An 18443-nucleotide genomic window follows, 5' to 3' on the forward strand; every position below is an offset into this window, starting at 1 on the left:
TACCAAAATGAATACACAGACTACTTATCTTGCCTCGAAACCGCATTATGAGATTCTTGACGGACTTCGTGGCGTGGCGGCTGTCATGGTTATTATCTTCCATCTTTTTGAAGCACATGCAGGTGGCAGCCATCTTACTCAAATTATCAATCATGGTTATCTGGCAGTGGATTTCTTCTTCATGCTTTCCGGTTTTGTTATCGGCTATGCTTATGATGACCGTTGGAACCGGATGACCGTGGGCACTTTCTTCAAACGCCGTATCATCCGCCTGCATCCTATGGTGATTATGGGAAGCATTGTGGGCGCTGCCTTTTTCTATTTTCAGGAGTCGCCTTGTTTTCCACCTATCGAGAATACGTCCATCGGAACAATGCTGCTGGTGATGTTGCTGGGCTGTACCTTGCTTCCTCTTCCGCTGAAGTTCGACATTCGCGGCTGGACGGAAATGCATCCGTTGAATGGCCCGGCATGGTCGCTCTATTATGAATATATCGGTAATATCCTGTATGCGTTGTTTGTACGCAAGTTCAATAAGGTGGCCCTGTCGGTGCTGGTATTTGTGGCAGGGTGTTTTACGGTATACCGTTGTCTGACTGCTCCTGCCGGCGATATTGTGGGTGGTTGGGCCTTGAACTGGGAACAGCAGTATGTGGGTATGGTCCGGCTGATGTATCCGTTCTTCGGCGGATTGCTTCTGTCACGCCTCGGCTGGCTGATACGGCTTGAAAAGCGTGCTTTCTGGTGGTGCAGCCTGCTGATTGTGGTGGTTCTTTCCATTCCCCGTATCGGAGGTGAGGATGGTTACTGGATGAACGGGCTTTACGAGGCTTTCTGTATTATCTGCATCTTCCCGGTCATTGTTTCGATGGGAGCCGGCGGCAAGGTGACCGGTAAGCGCTCTACTGCCGTATGCAAGTTCCTGGGGGATATTTCCTATCCGATTTATATCACCCATTATCCGCTGGTATACACTTATACGGCTTGGGTATGCAACAATAACGCTACAATGGCAGAAGGTATCCCTTATATGATACTTACTTTCGTGGGAGCTGTTGTCCTTGCTTATGCTTGTTTGAAACTATACGACGAACCGGTGCGCAAGTGGCTGACAGACCGTTTTCTGAAAGGGAAGAAGAAATAGTTCCGTATGGCTATGGATATAAAAAATCTCCCGTTGCATTATCTTGTGCAGCGGGAGATTTTCTTTTTAATGGCCGGGCGTTATTTTACGTCGATGAATTTCTTGGCCTTTTCTTTTTCTGCTTCTGTAAACTTAGGCAATGTAATGTTCAACACGCCGTTTTCTACATGGGCGCCAATCTTTTCCTTATCGACATCGTCCGGAAGAATCATGGTTTGCTGGAACTTGGTGTATGAGAATTCGCGGCGCAAGTAGCGGCCTTCCTTCTTTTCGTCCTTGTTGTTCTCTTCCTTGCTTTCTGTTTTCTTTTCCATGCTGATGACCAGATTGTTTTCTTCATCGATGTGAACGTTGAAGTCTTCTTTTGTCATACCGGGAGCAGCCAATTCAACTTTGTACTCTTTTGCTGTTTCGAATACGTTGATGGCAGGGGCGGTGGCATTTGCTTTTACCATCCAATCATTGTCAAAGAAATCATTAAAAATACTCGGTAACCAATTTTGGTTTCTTCTTACAGGCATCATAGTTATAGTCTCCTATTGTTTAAGTTAAACATGCTGTTTAGTTTTGAACTCCGGTTCTTTGTCTTCGGGTGTCTGCCTTTTGGGTTTTCACCATCCGTTTCTTGAACCGTCGTTCGCTAACAATATTGCAAACCTTATGCCAACCAGTTTTTACTGACTTTATTGACTATTTGTCATTGAAAAACTGACTTATTTGCTTGTTTAATGCCATTTTGCTATCTTATTTATTTAAAATTGATAGATTTTCAGACTAATTTAAAACGCATTCTCCAACGCTTGGCTTCTTCGTCCCAATCGTGACTGATGATTTTGAAGGTTCCGATTTCTGATGTATTCTCCACATGTACTCCGATGCAGAGGCATTCGTCGTAATCGCCTACTTTCACGACACGTACCGTTTCCGAAGCACCATCGGGCAGGCGTTCCAAGTCGAAACGTCCTTGCGCTTCCTCTTGCGTAATGAATTCTGTTGTGACGGGCAGCTGTCGGGCGATTACCTCGTTTACGGCCTCTTCCAGCTTCTTTATTTCTTCTTCCGTGGGGCAGGCGGCAAGACGATAGTCCAGCTTGCTCTTCTTTCGTTCTATGTGTGCTGATATGGAGCGGCCGCAACCGAATAACCTTACCATGGTTTGGTTGATGATGTGCTCCGTTGTATGCATAGGAGGGTACTCCTGCTTGTTGTGGTCATTGAGATGAGGTTGTTGTTCCATGTATAATTTCAATAGTTGATATATAATTTGATATTTTATCGTTTGAGGTTGGCCAGCACTTCTTCTTTCAAGATGCTGTATATATGTATGTCTGTATATTCTCCAGAAGCCAGCAGTTCTCCGCAACGTTCTGTTCCCTCATGGATGAAACCGAGGCGAACCGGTACTGCGTTGCTGGCTGCATTGCCCACGGCACAGCGAATTTGTATCCGCTTTATCTCTTTTTCTTGTACGGCCCACAGACACAGCTTGCGGACACTTTCAGTAATGATGCCCCGGTGCTGGTATTCCGGCAGTAGCCAATAGCCGAGTTCTGTACGGTGGTTGTCGAAATCGGAGAAATGGAAACCTATCAGTCCGCAGATTTCATGCTGCTGGTTCCAAATACCGAATATAGGTTCATTTCGTTCGGCAGGAGCAGATAGTACCTGACGTAAAAAAGCTTCTTCATCAGCTATTGTGCGCATATTATCCACAAATGGCAGCCATGTTCTTAAGTAGTCCCGGTGTGTGTCGATGGCATGGTAGATGGCTGCGGCATCTTCTATTCTGATTTCCTGCAGATAAATGTCCGGAAGGATGGGGAAGGAAATGGGAGAGGGGAGGATATGTACGTCTCCTGATTGGGACAGCTGTATCCTTTCCTTGATTTTTCCCCAGGCATGTGTATCGAACAGACAGCTTTCGCGCATGGTGTGATACATCTCCTTGAACCGGGACATGGGGATAGTGAAGCTCAATAAGTCCGCTTCGAAGTATGGGCGGACGGAGGGGTCGAAGAATCCCAGGAAAGTACGTTTCCCTTGTTTCCGGTTTTCAATGATGGTTTGGGTAATGACGGAGCAACAGCCGGAGCCGAATGGGGCTGCCACGGCATCCGATGCATTGTTGTCGAAGAAGGTCCATGTCGCCAGTCCGGATAGAATGTCGGGAGTTGGCAGGAACAGCAGTCCTTCCACTTCATCAAAGGAAGGTATCTTGTCTATGCGGGCAAAATGCAGATAGGCTTTGTCAGTTCTGGAAATCTGTAGCTCATTGACAAAATCTACCACCATTTCGGGAGTCTTCTTGTATTTCTCTTTCAAGGAGACAAACCCCGGGACGCGCTCGGGCATTTCAGTAAATCCGGTATAGAACTTGCCTCCTCCGCAGGTAATTGTTTCGTTGCTGAGACTGACGATTTTGCCGTCTCTGACTTGTTTCATGCATTTGAAGAGACAACCGGTTACTTTCTCTGTAGATGCCCCCATTCGGTCTGAATACCAAAAGGCGATGGGGAGTTCGGCGTGTTGGCCGAAAGCTTCCTGATAATTGGCAATAAATGTGTGTATATCCATGATGCTCGGATGATATTTATGATATGGTCTTTCTTTGGATTTTCCGTAAAGGTAATTCAATATTTTGATTCTTTTGCTTGCAGTATGCCTTTTTATCACTCTGCTTTCGAGCTTTTAATGATAGTAGAATAGGTTTTTATGGTATTTTAATTACTTTTGCATGAGGATTCTCAAAAAGTATTGCCTTTAACTAATCGGAAAGCCGGATGAAAAATATAATCATATTCTTGTGTCTTTGTACCATCTGTATGTGCCGCCTTCATGCTGCAGACAGCAGCCGGGCGGATTCTTTGCTGCTGAAACTGGACCAGGCGATAAAGGAGCGTCCCATATATATGGAGCAGAAGGAGCTGAAACTGGTGGAATTGAAAAGACAGTTGCATCGGCAGATACCGGATGAAGAACGTTTTGCCATTCTTGGCACATTGCTGGATGAGTACCGTTCGTTCAATACGGATTCTGCATTGCACATGGCCGAGGAAAGGGAACAGATAGCCATACGTCTTGGAAACCGGGAATACATAGACAATGCCCGCATGAATAAAGCAGATGTTTTGGGAATGACCGGTATGTATAAGGAAGTTATGGATTTGATGCGGAATATCCATATAGACCGGTTACCGGTGGATATCCATCCATATTATTACCATATCTACCGTACGGTCTATGGCCTTATGGCCGATTATGCCGTGACGGCATATGAAAAGAAGCTTTATACGGAGCTTACGGACAAATATCGTGATTCGTTGCTGTTGGTCAATAAAGATAATCTTCTGATACATACCTTGATTCAGTCCGACCAGTATAATGTACGCAATGAATATGACAAGGCCATCCGTTTGCTGACGGATTATCTGGCGCTGCAGAAGGACTATGAACACGACGTTGCGATTTGTGCCTATACTTTATCAGAGTCTTACCGGCTGAAAGGGGACAAAGAGAAGGAAAAGGAATACCTGATTGTTTCTGCTATGGCGGATATGAAAACCGCTGTCCGTGAATATATCTCTTTACGCAAGCTCGCCGTACTGCTTTACCAGGAAGGAGACATCGAGCGTGCCTATTCTTATGTAAAGATATGTATGGAAGATGCAGCCGCCTGCAATGCCCGGTTACGCAAGCTGGAGATTCTGGAAATCTTTCCTATCATTAATGATGCTTACCAGCAAAAGACGGAGAAGCAGCAGGAGCAGATGAAATGGGCACTGGTATCTATCAGCCTGCTTTCACTTTTTCTGTTGCTTGCCATATTTTATGTATACAAGCAGATGAAGAAAGTGGCTGCCGCCCGCAGGGAAGTGATTGACGCCAACAAACGGTTGAAGGAGCTGAATGATGAGCTTCACCTTTCCAATGCACAACTCAAGGAGGCCAACCACAGCATTGCCGAAAACTCCTATCTGAAGGAGGAGTATATCGGCCGTTATATGGACCAGTGCTCGGTCTATTTGGAAAAGATGGACAATTACCGCCGGTCGCTGGGAAAGATTGCCGCTACCGGAAATGTGGAGGAACTCTACAAGAACATCAAGTCTTCTAAATTCATAGAGGGGGAATTAAAGGAATTCTATACCAACTTTGATAATACCTTCCTGCAGCTGTTTCCTACTTTTGTAGAAGACTTCAATGCCCTGCTTGCCGATGATGAGCAAATATCCTTGAAAGCCGGCGAACGGATGAATACAGAGTTGCGCATCTTTGCATTGATACGTTTGGGTATTACTGACAGCGTGAAGATAGCCCAGTTCCTTCGGTATTCTGTTACCACCATTTATAACTATCGTACGAAGGTTCGCAACAAGGCTGCCGGTGACCGCGACTTGTTGGAACAGGAAGTGATGACAATTGGCAAGTCGAAGAACTGAGAATAGGGGTTTTGAAGCTTGGAAGTGTCTCTTTTACGCTTATATTTTCACTACTTTTTTAGTTGGGTAATAATTTTATATATTATTGGTATATAGTGGTTTAAGCCTTTTTGAATGATGTAAACCACTACTTTTTTACTCTTTCCTCCACTATTGGCTTCTCTTATCTGATACATTTGCATTGTTCCTCTTCGGAAAGAGTGACACATGTGATTTATGTTTTTATTATTAACTTTAAATTCTTATATTATGCAAAAGTACAAAATGCCAATCAGCAGGCTACGGATGATGGTTTGTCTGATAGGAATGTTACTTCCGATGTGCATGTTCGCACAGCAAATTACAGTACAAGGTGTAGTGAAAGACCAGACCGGTGAAACGGTTATTGGCGCCAGTGTAATGGAAAAAGGAACCACAAATGGGACAATAACCGGTATTGACGGTGATTTCTCTTTGAACATGTCTCCGAACGGTACTCTTGTCGTTTCATTTGTAGGCTATAAGACTCAAGAGGTGCAGGTGAAGGGACAGAAACAGCTTCAGGTAGTTTTGTCTGAAGATGCCGAAATGCTGGATGAAGTGGTGGTGATAGGGTATGGCACCATGAAGAAAAGCGACCTTACAGGAGCAGTGTCCTCCATCGGTAACAAGGATATCAAGGATTCCCCCGTATCCAATTTGGGACAAGCCATCCAGGGAAAAATCTCAGGTGTGCAGATTGTAGATGCCGGTAAACCGGGAGACAATGTATCCATCAAGATTCGTGGTTTGGGTTCTATCAACAACTGCGACCCGCTGGTCGTGATTGACGGAGTGCCTACCGACTTGGGCTTGTCTTCCTTAAATATGGCCGATGTGGAACGTTTGGATGTATTGAAGGATGCTTCGGCCACAGCCATCTACGGTTCCCGGGGAGCTAATGGAGTTGTGATGATTACCACCAAACGCGGTACGGAAGGAAAAGGAAAACTTGCTGTATCTGCCAATTACTCTTTCCAGAATGCTACGAACGTACCTTCTTTATTGAACGCGGCGCAGTATGCCGAGTTGAGTAATGACATGATGGTGAACAGTGGACGCAATCCTAATCCGGAATGGGCCAATCCTTCTGAATTGGGTGCAGGTACCGACTGGATGGATGAATTGCTCCGTACGGGTGTGATGCAGAACTATACGGTAAGTTATTCCGGCGGTAACGAGAAATCCCATTATTATGTCTCCGGTGGTTTTCTGGATCAGTCGGGCATCGTGAAGAGTGTGAACTACCGTCGTTTCACGTTCCAGTCCAACAGTGACGCACAAGTCCTGAAATGGTTGAAGTTCTCCAATAACATAACCTTTAGTGCCGATACGAAGAAGTCCGGCAGTTATAGCATAGGTGATGCGTTGAAAGCGCTCCCCATCTATCCGGTGAAGAATGAAGATGGCAGCTGGAGTGGCCCTGAGGGCAATTCGGAATGGTATGGGAGTACGCGCAATCCTATCGGACCGACGGAATTGAACCAGGGGCAGACCAACGGATACAACTTCCTTGCCAACCTGACGGCGGAACTTGCCTTTACCAAATGGCTTAAATTTAAAAGTACCTTCGGTTACGATGCCAAATTCTGGTTCATGGACAACTTTACCCCCAAGTATGACTGGAAGCCCACTCCGACAGAAGAGACTTCACGTTATAAGAGCGACAACAAGTCGTTCACCTATCTGTGGGACAACTATTTCCTATTCGACCACACTTTTGCAGAAAAGCATCGCGTGGGACTGATGGCCGGTATGTCTGCCCAGTGGAACACCCACGACTACCTGAATGCGCAGAAGAACGTGTTCATGTTCGACAATGTGCACGAAATGGATAATGGCGAGGAAATGTATGCCATCGGCGGAAACGAGACGGAGTGGGCGTTGCTCTCTTACATGGCACGTGTCAACTACTCCTACGAAGACCGCTATTTGCTGACGGCAACCATCCGTCGTGACGGTTCCAGCCGTTTCGGCAAGAAACATCGCTGGGGTACTTTCCCTTCCGTATCGGTGGCATGGCGTGCCTCTCAGGAAAAGTGGTTCCCCAAGAACGACTATGTCAATGACCTGAAAGTACGTGCCGGATACGGTGTGACCGGTAGCCAGGCAAGCGTCGGGAACTACAGTTATCTGGCATCCTACAATACCAGCGTATATCCTTTCGGTATTTCAAACGGCAATCAGACAGCGCTGGTTTCTTCTACCCTTGCCAACCCATATATCCATTGGGAAGAAGTGGCACAAACCAACATCGGTTTTGACGCCTCACTGTTCAATTCACGCGTCATGTTCTCGTTCGATGCTTATCTGAAGGAGACGAGAGACATGTTGGTGAAGGCTTCTATCCCCATCACATCGGGATTTGAAGACACGACAACCACATACACCAATGCCGGAAAAGTACGTAATCAGGGTATTGAAATGAGCCTGCATACCATCAACCTGACCGGTGAACTGGGATGGGAAACGAATCTGACCGCCACTTACAACAAGAATAAAATCAAGGATTTGAACAGCGACGTTCCTTATTACATTAACCAAATCAATAACTCCTATGTAACGATGCTGGCAAAGGACTATCCCATTAATGTCTTCTACGGCTATGTTACGGACGGAATCTTCCAGAACCAGTCTGAAGTGAATACACATGCCGTGCAGCCGGGAGCTGAGCCGGGTGATATCCGTTTCAGGGATTTGAACAACGATGGTGTCATCAATGATAGTGACCGTACCGTCATCGGTAACCCGAACCCAAGTTGGCTGTTCTCCATGAACAATAGCCTTTCCTATAAGGGTTTCGAACTTTCTGTTTTCTTACAAGGTATAGCCGGAAATAAGATATACAATGCCAACAATATCGACAATACCGGTATGGCAGCTGCCTATAACCAGACTACCGACGTACTGAAGCGTTGGCAAGGAGAGGGGACCAGCAATTCGATGCCGCGTGCCGTGTTCGGCGACCCCAATCAGAATACACGCGTGTCAGACCGCTTTGTGGAGAATGGTTCTTATCTGCGTTTGAAGAATATCACACTCTCATACACTTTCCCGAAGCAGTGGTTACAGAAAGCCCAGATTGAGAATGCACGCCTTTCCCTATCTTGTGAGAATGTGGCTACCATCACCGGATATTCCGGTTTCGACCCTGAAGTGGGTATTAACGGAATAGACCAGAACCGTTACCCCATTTCCCGTACGTTCAGCTTAGGATTAAACTTTAACTTTTAATGATTGACTCGGATATGAAAAAGATAACAAATTTACTATATATGCTGGCAGTATTGCTGCTGGCTTCCTGCAACGACTTTCTGGACAAGTCTCCTAAAAATACGGTTGACCCGGAAACGACGGTGACCGATGATGTGGCCATTGCTCTGACCAATGCCTGCTATCGCACCCTTCAGTCTTCCAATATGTACAACCAGCGTATCTGGACACTGGATATTGTGGCGGGTAACAGTTTGGTGGGTGCCGGTGGCGGTACCGACGGCCTTGAAACGATACAAGCTTCTAACTTCATAACGCAGAGCGACAATGGCATGGCATTGTACATGTGGCGTTCTCCCTGGGTGGGGATAGGACAATGCAACATTGTGTTGAATAGTCTTCTGGAGGCTGAAGCCGTGTCAGAGAGAATCAAGAACCGCTGTCTGGGAGAGGCTTATTTTCTCCGTGCACATTATTACTATGTATTGGTACGTCTGTACGGTGGTGTTCCACTGCGTTTGGCTCCTTATAATCCGGGAGAACCGACAGACATTGCACGCGCTACAGTCGAAGAGACTTATGCCCAGATAATTTCCGATTGTAAGAATGCGGTTGACCTGCTTCCTGCCAAGTCTTCTTACGACGACGAGAACGTGGGACGTGCCTGCAAAGATGCAGCTTTAGCCATGTTGGCAGATATTTATCTGACGCTGGCTCCTAATCATACGGAATATTATCAGGAGGTGTCTGATTTGTGTGATGAGATAACAAATTTGGGGTATGACCTTTCTTCCTGCAAGTATGAGGATAATTTCGATGCATTGGTCAATAACGGGCCGGAATCTTTGTTCGAGGTCCAGTATTCGGGCAATACGGAATATGATTTTTGGGGAAACAATCCGCAGTCTTCCTGGCTTTCTACTTTCATGGGTCCCCGTAATTCGGACTTTGTTGCCGGCAGTTATGGCTGGAACCAGCCTACAAAAGAATTTGTGGGTCAATATGAGAGCGGTGACAAACGTAAGGATTTGACCGTGCTTTATGCCGGATGTCCAGATTTTGACGGTAAGGCTTACAAAAGCTCTTATTCCAATACGGGATACAATGTACGCAAGTTTCTGGTGTCGAAAACGGTTTCTCCGGAATACAATACCAATCCTGCCAACTTCGTGATTTATCGTTATGCGGACGTCCTGCTGAAGAAGGCCGAAGCTTTGAATGAAATGGGACGCCCTGACCAGGCTGCCGTGCCTTTGAATATTGTACGTAAGCGTGCCGGACTGCCGGAGGTTTCGGGCTTGTCACAGGAAACCATGCGTGAAAAGATTATCCATGAGCGCCGCATGGAACTAGCTTTCGAAGGGCATCGCTGGTTCGACATGATTCGTGTCAACAATGGAGAGTATGCCATTAAATTCCTGCATTCCATTGGAAAGAGCAACGTGAACAAGAACCGCTTGCTGTTCCCTATTCCGCAGACGGAGATGGATGCTAATACCTTAATGGTGCAGAACCCGGGTTATTAATTAATTTAATCAGAAGAATATGAAGAAATATATTTCACACCTTGTATTTGCCTTACTGGGCTGTGCAGCCTTATCTGCTTGTGTAGATGATGATTACATGGAATTGGATAAAGGACAGAATGAACTTGTACTGACGGCCAGCAAGACGGAAGTTGTTTTGAATGAGCAGGCACATGCCGATGATGCCCTGGAGCTTTCCTGGACTACGGGAACCAATTATGGGACGGGTAATAAAATTTCCTATACGCTGGAATTGACCAAGACCGGCAGTGATTTTGCAGATTCTTATGTAGCTGTGGAGAATGCCGTACAAGAATACTCATGGAAAAAGAGCGTGGAGGAATTGAATGACATCCTGCGCAACCATTTTGGGGCAACTGCCGGGGAGAACATTTCGTTGGAAGCGCGCTTGACAGCTACTGTAACAGAACGGGACGAAAAACAGGTGTCTACCACTGCTTTCAGTGTTACTGCCTATGAACCGCTCACATCCACCCTTTATCTCATCGGTAGTGCCACTCCGGGTGGATGGAGTGCCGATAATGCTACGGAGATGACCCGAAAGGACAACGGCATCTTTACATGGACGGGGCGGCTTGTGGCCGGTGAATTTAAGTTCATCACCACCTTGGGTTCATTCCTGCCCTCTTACAACAAAGGAACAGACGGCTTGCTGGTTCTTCGTAGCAGTGACGACCAGCCGGATGAACCTTTTGTTGTCGAAGAAGACCATAATTACATCGTCGAGGCCAATCTGTTTACCGGTGTTCTTACATTGACCCAGACAGAGACGTTGGCACCTGCCTACGACCAGCTTTATTTTGTGGGTAACGCTACGGATTGGGGATTCGTGAAGATGAAACAAGATGTGCTCGATCCATACTTGTTCCGCTTCGGCAAGTTCTTTGAAGTGGGCAAAGGAGGGGAATTCAAGTTCGGAACCTCCGATGGAAGTTGGGAGAACATGTATAAGGCCAAGAATGCCGATGCTGCTTATACCGATACAGAAGTGGTGTTTGTGAAAGGGTTCGACCCGGACAATAAATGGGTGCTGAAAGACGGGGAATGCGGCAAGGCCTACAAGATTTGCATGGATATCCGTAGTGGTAAGGAACGCATGATGATGAGCGAATTTACTCCGTATGAGATGATTTATATGGTAGGTGATGCTACTCCGGCCGGTTGGACGATTGGTGATGCTACGCCGATGCAGACAACGGATAATCCGTATGTGTTTACTTGGAAAGGTACGCTGAATGCCGGTGAGTTGAAATTTACTTGTGATAAGCAGGAAGATTGGAATGGAGCCTGGTTCATGCCGGCTGTAGCAGACAAACAGCCTGCAGGAGAAACAGAACCGATGCTTTTCCTTGATAAATCAGACGAAGCGTTCAAAGCGCAATATCTGGACGTGATGGTAGGCGGCATCGACCAGAAGTGGAAGATTGCAACAGCAGGTTCCTATCTGATTACTTTAAATCAGCTGGAAGAGACAATTTCAATCGTGAAACAATAGGTATCTACAATAGATGAAGAAGATAGTTTATACAACACTGGTAGCCTTGCTGCTGGTTGCATGCAGCAAGGATGATACCGGCAGCGGTACCGGTGGAGGCGGAGAGAGTGGAGGGGTTACGGAAGTAACCCCAGTCACCTCGGACTTGACGGTCAACCTCACTACCGACAAGGCATGTTACCGGCCGGGCGAGAGTGTTTCTTTTACAGCTGACGCCCTTCCTGCCGGAGCTAAAATCCGCTACCGGACAATGGACAAGGTTGTATCGGAGCAGGCTGCTGCCGGTACTACTTGGACTTGGACTGCTCCGGCAACCGATTATACCGGTTATCTGGTGGATGTGTACCGTACGAAAGAGAATGGAACAGAGGTTATTCTTGGTACTATTGCCGTAGATGTATCCAGTGACTGGACACGTTTTCCACGTTATGGTTTCGTTGCCACTTTTGATGCTTCGAAAAAGGTGGATGGAGTGATAGAGAAGGAGATGGCTTTCCTGAACCGTTGCCACATTAACGGGGTACAGTTTCAGGATTGGCACAACAAGCATCATTGGCCGTTGGGCGGTACGCGTGAGCATCTGGACGAGGTCTATAAGGACATTGCCAACCGGGAGGTCTATACCGAGGTAGTGAAGAAGTATATCTCTACACAACACAGCCTGGGCATGAAGTCCATGTTTTACAATCTATGTTTCGGAGCTTTGGACGATGCCGTTTCCGACGGAGTAAAGGAAGAATGGTACATATTCAAGAACACGGGACGCATGGATAAGGATTCGCATGACTTGCCCTCCAGTTGGAAAAGTAATATCTTCCTGCTCAATCCCGCCAATACGGAATGGCAGGCATATATTGCCCAGAGAAACGATGATGTTTATGCCAATCTGGACTTTGACGGTTATCAGATAGACCAACTGGGAAACCGGGGTGACCGCTATGACTATGATGGCAATAAGGTAAATCTGCCTAAGGGATATGCTTCGTTCATCGAAGCCATGAAACAGAAGCATCCGGACAAGCGTTTGGTGATGAATGCCGTCTCCAGCTATGGAGCTTCCCAGATAGCTGGTACGGGTAAAGTGGATTTCCTTTATAATGAAGTATGGGGCGATGAGGCAGGCTTCAAGGATCTGCACACCATTATCAAAGCGAACGACCAGTATGGCAACCATGCCTTGAAAACGGTGTTTGCCGCATATATGAACTATGACAAGGCAGGTAGCAGTACCGGTGAGTTCAATACACCGGGTGTGCTGCTGACGGATGCTGTGATATTTGCTTTGGGAGGCTCTCATTTGGAATTGGGTGACCACATGCTATGCCGCGAGTACTTTCCAAGCACGGCTTTGCAGATGAACGATGTACTGAAAATAGCCATGATTCGTTATTATGACTTTATGACGGCTTATCAGAACCTGCTTCGTGATAAAGATACGGAGGCGGAGATTTCCGTTTCTCTGAACTGTACGGATGCTGCGCGGAATCTTTCTCTGAATGCATGGCCGCCGCAGAAGTCTGCCATCACTGTATATGCCAAGAATGTAAATGGCAGGCAAGTCATTCATCTGCTCAACTTCCTCAATGCGGATAACTTAAGCTGGAGGGATCTGAACGGAACAATGCCCGAACCGCGTCTGGTGTCCGACGTGCCGTTGAAGATGAATGTTTCCGGTAAAGTGAACAAGATATGGGTTGCATCGCCCGATTTCCATGCCGGTGCTTCGCAGGAACTGGCATTCGAACAGAAGGACGGCACGGTTACCTTTACCTTGCCCTTGCTGAAGTACTGGAGCATGCTTGTGATGGAATAAGAATATCCAATAAAGGAACAAACAAATTATAGTAATGAAGAAATATATATTTTTATTTTTTGCCGTCTGTGCATTTTCAGTATATGCGAATGCACAGAACCGCACCGGAGACTGCACTTCCTATACCAGTGACGACCGGAGTGTGACCTTCTATTTAAATGACAGTTCTGCCATACAATTACGTCTGTGTAGTCAGTCTACGGTACGTATATGGTTTTCTCCCGACGGTAGTTTCCAGCGGAATAATCCTTCCTTTGCCGTCGTCAATGAGGACCTGGAGGATGTCGGTACCGTCCATGTGGACGAACAGAATGCCTGCTACGAGATTTTTACCCCTAAACTCCGTATCCGGGTAAACAAGTCTCCGTTTAACTTACAGATATTCGACAAGTATCAGAAACTGCTGTTCAGTGATTATGCCGATAAGGGGCATATCAGTAACGGGCAGCGCAAATTGGAATACAAGACCCTCCGTCGTGACGAACACTTCTTCGGCTTGGGAGAAAAGACCGGCAAGCTGGACCGTCGCGGCGAAGCCTACAAGATGTGGAACAGTGACAAGCCTTGTTATAGTACCGTTGAGGACCCGCTCTACAAGAGTATTCCGTTCTTTATGAGCAGTTATCGTTATGGTATTTTCCTGGACAATACGTATAAGACCGAATTTAAGTTTGGTACGGAAAGCCGCGATTACTACAGTTTCGAGGCTCCTGGGGGAGAGATGATTTATTATTTCATCTTCGGGAAGGATTATAAGGAAATCATGAAACAATATGTCGACCTGACGGGAAAACCCATAATGCCTCCTAAATGGGCATTGGGCTTTGCACAATGCCGGGGACTGCTGACGAGCGAGAAATTGTCTTATGAAATAGCTGAAGGCTATCGTAAGCGCGGAATTCCTTGTGATGTTATTTACCAGGACATAGGCTGGACACAGTATTTGCAGGATTTTGAGTGGCGGAAAGGGAACTACGAGAATCCGAAAAAGATGCTTGCAGACCTCAAGGATATGGGCTTCAAGGTGGTGGTTTCGCAAGATCCGGTCATTTCACAAGCCAATAAGCGGCAATGGGAGGAAGCCGATAGGTTAGGGTATCTGGTAAAGGACTCCACCAACGGCAGGAGTTATGACATGCCCTGGCCCTGGGGCGGTAATTGTGGCGTAGTGGACTTCACCCTTCCTGCTGTGGCAGACTGGTGGGGAGCTTATCAGCAGAAGCCCATTGATGATGGTATTGCCGGTTTCTGGACTGATATGGGTGAACCTGCCTGGAGCAATGAGGAGCAGACGGAACGCCTGGTGATGAAACACCATTTGGGCATGCATGATGAGATTCACAATGTTTATGGCCTTACGTGGGATAAAGTGGTGAAGGAGCAGTTTGAGAAAAGGAATCCTGACCGTCGCGTATTCCAGATGACACGTGCCGCTTTTGCGGGCTTGCAACGCTATACTTTCGGCTGGACCGGTGACTGTGGAAACGGTGATGACGTGACGCAGGGTTGGGGACAGATGGCCAATCAGATTCCGGTACTGTTGTCTGCCGGTTTGGGAATTATTCCTTTTACTACTTGTGACATTACCGGTTATTGCGGAGATATAGAGGATTATCCTGCGATGGCTGAACTTTATACGCGGTGGATACAGATGGGCGCTTTCAATCCCCTGAGCCGCATTCATCATGAGGGCAACGTGGCTGTGGAGCCGTGGCTGTTCGGCGAAGAGGCCGAGAAGAATGCCAAGGCAGCCATCGAATTGAAGTATCGTCTTTTGCCTTATATCTATACGTATGCCCGCGAAGCACACGAAACGGGGTTGCCTCTCATGCGACCGATGTTTCTGGAATATCCGGCAGATATGGAAACGTTCTCTACGGATGCCCAGTTCATGTTTGGCAGCGAACTGCTGGTTGCTCCGGTGGTGAAGAAAGGAGCGCGAAACAAGAATGTGTATCTTCCTGAAGGAACTTGGATTGACTACAACAACAAACACACAGCATATAGCGGTGAGCAATGGATGACGGTGGATGCTCCCCTCAATACTATTCCTATGTTTGTAAAGCAGGGAAGTATCATACCTCAAATGCCGGTCATGAACTATACGGATGAGAAACCGGTCTATCCGGTTACGTTTGAGATATTTCCTGCTGCAGCGGGCAGTGAAACTACCTTCTCGCTTTATGAAGATGCAGGAACTGATTTAGGATATTTGCGTGGAGAGTTCATGCGCACTCCTATTACTTGCCAGACTACCGACAAAGGCTATACGCTGAAAGTAGGTACACGGACCGGTGAGAAATATAGCTTACCCGGCCAACGAAACCTGATGTTCTGCATCTATACGGAACAGATGCCGAAAACAGCTTTGCTGGACGGTCAGAAAATCAAGAAAACGAATGTCGGAAAGCTGGAAGAAAATCGGGAGACAGAGTTTACGATAACTGCCTGGTGTCCTGACAAGAAGCTGGGGACTTGCCTGCTGAGGTTGCCGGATGATGGAAAGGAACATATCATTGAGTTTATCTATTAACACAAAAAACATATCATTATTATGAAGAAATTTGTACTTAGCGCGGCTTTGCTTTTTTCTGCCCTGGCGGGGAATGCTGAAGGCATTTCATCCCCTTCGGGCATGGTGAAGCTGGATTTTGAACTGACAAAAGACGGGAGACCAGCCTATCAGGTGGATTATAAAGGGGCTCCTGTCATCAATCCCAGTACGTTGGGATTGGAACTGAAAGGAGCTACCAGCCTGATGGATGGTTTCAAAGTAGTAAGGACTTCTACTTCCACTTTCGATGAAACCTGGCAACCGGTGTGGGGGGAAACAAAAGATATCCGCAACCACTACAACGAATTGCTGGTAGAACTTGAACAACCGTCTACCACTCGTTTTATGAATATCCGTTTTCGGGTATATGATGACGGCGTGGGATTCCGTTATGAGTTTCCGCAACAGAAGAATCTGGTTTATTTTGTGATAAAGGAAGAGCATTCCCGGTTTGCCATGACCGGCGACCATACTGCCTGGTGGATTCCGGGAGATTATGATACCCAGGAATATGATTACACGGAGTCCAAACTCTCTGAAATCCGTGGACTGCTGCAGGGAGCTGTGAGTGACAATGCGTCACAAACTGTCTTTTCGCCGACGGGTGTCCAGACTTCCATACAGCTTAAAACAGCTGATGGAGTGTACCTTAACCTGCACGAGGCAGCCTTGGTAGACTACTCTTGCATGCATCTCAACCTGGATGACAAGAACCTCGTTTTTGAATCCTGGCTGACTCCGGATGCCCAAGGAAATAAAGGGTATATGCAGTCTCCCTGCCATACTCCCTGGCGTACGGTCATAGTCAGTGATGATGCCCGCGAGATACTGGCCTCCAATTTGATTCTCAATCTGAATGAGCCTTGCAAGTATGATGATACCTCCTGGATTAAGCCGGTGAAATATGTCGGCGTATGGTGGGAAATGATTGCAGGGGGAAAGCCCTGGGCATATACTTTTGACCTCCCTTCTGTGAAACTGGATGATATGGACTATTCCAAGATGAAACCGAACGGCATTCATCCGGCCAACACGGCTAATGTGAAGAAGTACATAGACTTTGCTGCCGAACACGGTTTTGACCAGGTATTGGTGGAGGGTTGGAATACGGGTTGGGAAGACTGGTTCGGTAATTCCAAGGATTATGTTTTCGATTTCGTGACTCCTTATCCCGATTTTGACATCAAGTATCTGAATGAATATGCCCATTCCAAGGGCGTCCGTCTGATGATGCACCATGAAACATCGGCTTCCGTTCGTAACTATGAGCGGCACATGGAGGCCGCCTACCGTCTGATGAATAAATATGGATATAATTCGGTAAAGAGTGGCTACGTAGGCAATATGATTCCCCGTGGCGAGCATCACTATGGACAATGGATGAACAACCATTACCTATACGCCGTGACCGAAGCTGCCAAACACAAGATAATGGTCAATGCCCATGAAGCGGTACGTCCGACCGGTTTATGCCGTACCTATCCCAATCTGATAGGCAATGAATCTGCCCGAGGCACGGAGTACGAGGCTTTTGCCGGTAACAAGCCCTTCCACACAACGGTACTTCCGTTTACCCGTTTGCAGGGTGGTCCGATGGACTATACGCCCGGTATCTTTGAAATGGACATCAATAAGTTGAATCCGAACAGCCATACGCATGCCAATACTACCTTGGCGCGTCAGCTGGCACTTTATGTCACTATGTACAGCCCTCTACAAATGGCTGCCGACCTTCCTGAGAATTATGAGCGTTTCATGGATGCTTTCCAGTTCATCAAAGATGTGGCTGTGGATTGGGACGACAGCCGCTATCTGGAAGCTGAGCCGGGACGTTACATCACTGTTGCCCGTAAGGCAAAAGGTACGAATGACTGGTTTATCGGTTGCACCAGCAGTGAGCACGGACATGCTTCAACTCTGAAACTGGACTTCCTGGATGCAGACAAGCAGTATATTGCAACCGTCTATGCCGATGCAAAAGATGCCGATTATAAGACAAATCCGCAAGCTTATGTTATCCGTGAAGGTATCGTTTCTCCCAAAACGGTCTTGAAACTGAAAGCTGCTTCCGGTGGCGGCTATGCCATCAGCATCATGGAGGTGAAAGATAAATCTGTATTGAAGGGACTGAAGAGGCTTTCCGGGGTCAATGTAAAAACCTGAGGGGTAAATTTATAAATTATTATCTTTGTCTCCAAATTCATAGCTTATGGAGTTAAA

At 46.8% G+C, this 18443-nt stretch carries 11 protein-coding genes; 8 read left to right on the forward strand and 3 right to left on the reverse strand.

Annotation, left to right across the window (positions count from 1 at the left end):
* Positions 1-7: 7 nt before the first annotated feature.
* The gene (locus tag ACESTD_RS14685) at positions 8-1144 is read left to right on the forward strand and encodes an acyltransferase (RefSeq protein ID WP_118696487.1); all 1137 of its coding nucleotides are present in this window, start codon (positions 8-10) and stop codon (positions 1142-1144) included.
* Between the two features lie 80 nt (positions 1145-1224).
* Here ACESTD_RS14685 and ACESTD_RS14690 read toward each other — a convergent pair whose 3' ends face one another.
* The 3 genes from ACESTD_RS14690 to ACESTD_RS14700 form a co-directional block, all read right to left on the reverse strand.
* Positions 1225-1668: an Hsp20/alpha crystallin family protein gene (locus ACESTD_RS14690; RefSeq protein ID WP_005827646.1), complete on the reverse strand. Its 444-nt coding sequence runs from the start codon at positions 1666-1668 to the stop codon at positions 1225-1227.
* 245 nt (positions 1669-1913) lie between these two features.
* A complete protein-coding gene (locus ACESTD_RS14695) occupies positions 1914-2381 on the reverse strand; it encodes a hypothetical protein (RefSeq protein WP_005837242.1) in 468 nt (155 codons plus the stop codon).
* A 35-nt stretch (positions 2382-2416) separates the two neighbouring features.
* Positions 2417-3718: a GNAT family N-acetyltransferase gene (locus ACESTD_RS14700; RefSeq protein WP_005837239.1), complete on the reverse strand. Its 1302-nt coding sequence runs from the start codon at positions 3716-3718 to the stop codon at positions 2417-2419.
* A gap of 206 nt (positions 3719-3924) precedes the next feature.
* Here ACESTD_RS14700 and ACESTD_RS14705 point away from each other — a divergent pair, with 206 nt between their 5' ends.
* From ACESTD_RS14705 to ACESTD_RS14735, 7 genes are all read left to right on the forward strand, one after another.
* Positions 3925-5583, forward strand: coding sequence for a DUF6377 domain-containing protein (locus tag ACESTD_RS14705; protein WP_008664452.1), 1659 nt, complete (start codon positions 3925-3927; stop codon positions 5581-5583).
* A 249-nt stretch (positions 5584-5832) separates the two neighbouring features.
* Positions 5833-8835 (forward strand): TonB-dependent receptor, encoded by a 3003-nt coding sequence (locus ACESTD_RS14710; RefSeq protein ID WP_117720830.1) that lies wholly within the window; start codon positions 5833-5835, stop codon positions 8833-8835.
* 14 nt (positions 8836-8849) lie between these two features.
* Positions 8850-10340: a RagB/SusD family nutrient uptake outer membrane protein gene (locus ACESTD_RS14715; protein WP_034523432.1), complete on the forward strand. Its 1491-nt coding sequence runs from the start codon at positions 8850-8852 to the stop codon at positions 10338-10340.
* Between the two features lie 19 nt (positions 10341-10359).
* Positions 10360-11856 (forward strand): SusF/SusE family outer membrane protein, encoded by a 1497-nt coding sequence (locus ACESTD_RS14720; protein WP_005837233.1) that lies wholly within the window; start codon positions 10360-10362, stop codon positions 11854-11856.
* A 13-nt stretch (positions 11857-11869) separates the two neighbouring features.
* Positions 11870-13669, forward strand: coding sequence for a glycoside hydrolase family 66 protein (locus ACESTD_RS14725; protein ID WP_005837232.1), 1800 nt, complete (start codon positions 11870-11872; stop codon positions 13667-13669).
* 34 nt (positions 13670-13703) lie between these two features.
* Entirely contained in the window at positions 13704-16202 is a 2499-nt protein-coding gene (locus ACESTD_RS14730; protein ID WP_005837231.1) for a glycoside hydrolase family 31 protein, read from the forward strand.
* 21 nt (positions 16203-16223) lie between these two features.
* Positions 16224-18386, forward strand: a complete 2163-nt coding sequence (locus ACESTD_RS14735; protein ID WP_373158778.1) for a glycoside hydrolase family 97 protein — start codon at positions 16224-16226, stop codon at positions 18384-18386.
* The last annotated feature ends 57 nt before the right edge of the window (positions 18387-18443 follow it).

Source organism: Bacteroides sp. AR20 (assembly GCF_964250605.1).
GTDB lineage: Bacteria > Bacteroidota > Bacteroidia > Bacteroidales > Bacteroidaceae > Bacteroides > Bacteroides uniformis.

Excerpts from the sequence above, each read along its gene's own strand:
- ACESTD_RS14685 (WP_118696487.1), top strand. The coding sequence starts at position 8 with ATGAATACACAGACTACTTATCTTGCCTCGAAACCGCATTATGAGATT.
- ACESTD_RS14690 (WP_005827646.1), bottom strand. The coding sequence starts at position 1,668 with ATGATGCCTGTAAGAAGAAACCAAAATTGGTTACCGAGTATTTTTAAT.
- ACESTD_RS14695 (WP_005837242.1), bottom strand. The coding sequence starts at position 2,381 with ATGGAACAACAACCTCATCTCAATGACCACAACAAGCAGGAGTACCCT.
- ACESTD_RS14700 (WP_005837239.1), bottom strand. The coding sequence starts at position 3,718 with ATGGATATACACACATTTATTGCCAATTATCAGGAAGCTTTCGGCCAA.
- ACESTD_RS14705 (WP_008664452.1), top strand. The coding sequence starts at position 3,925 with ATGAAAAATATAATCATATTCTTGTGTCTTTGTACCATCTGTATGTGC.
- ACESTD_RS14710 (WP_117720830.1), top strand. The coding sequence starts at position 5,833 with ATGCAAAAGTACAAAATGCCAATCAGCAGGCTACGGATGATGGTTTGT.
- ACESTD_RS14715 (WP_034523432.1), top strand. The coding sequence starts at position 8,850 with ATGAAAAAGATAACAAATTTACTATATATGCTGGCAGTATTGCTGCTG.
- ACESTD_RS14720 (WP_005837233.1), top strand. The coding sequence starts at position 10,360 with ATGAAGAAATATATTTCACACCTTGTATTTGCCTTACTGGGCTGTGCA.
- ACESTD_RS14725 (WP_005837232.1), top strand. The coding sequence starts at position 11,870 with ATGAAGAAGATAGTTTATACAACACTGGTAGCCTTGCTGCTGGTTGCA.
- ACESTD_RS14730 (WP_005837231.1), top strand. The coding sequence starts at position 13,704 with ATGAAGAAATATATATTTTTATTTTTTGCCGTCTGTGCATTTTCAGTA.
- ACESTD_RS14735 (WP_373158778.1), top strand. The coding sequence starts at position 16,224 with ATGAAGAAATTTGTACTTAGCGCGGCTTTGCTTTTTTCTGCCCTGGCG.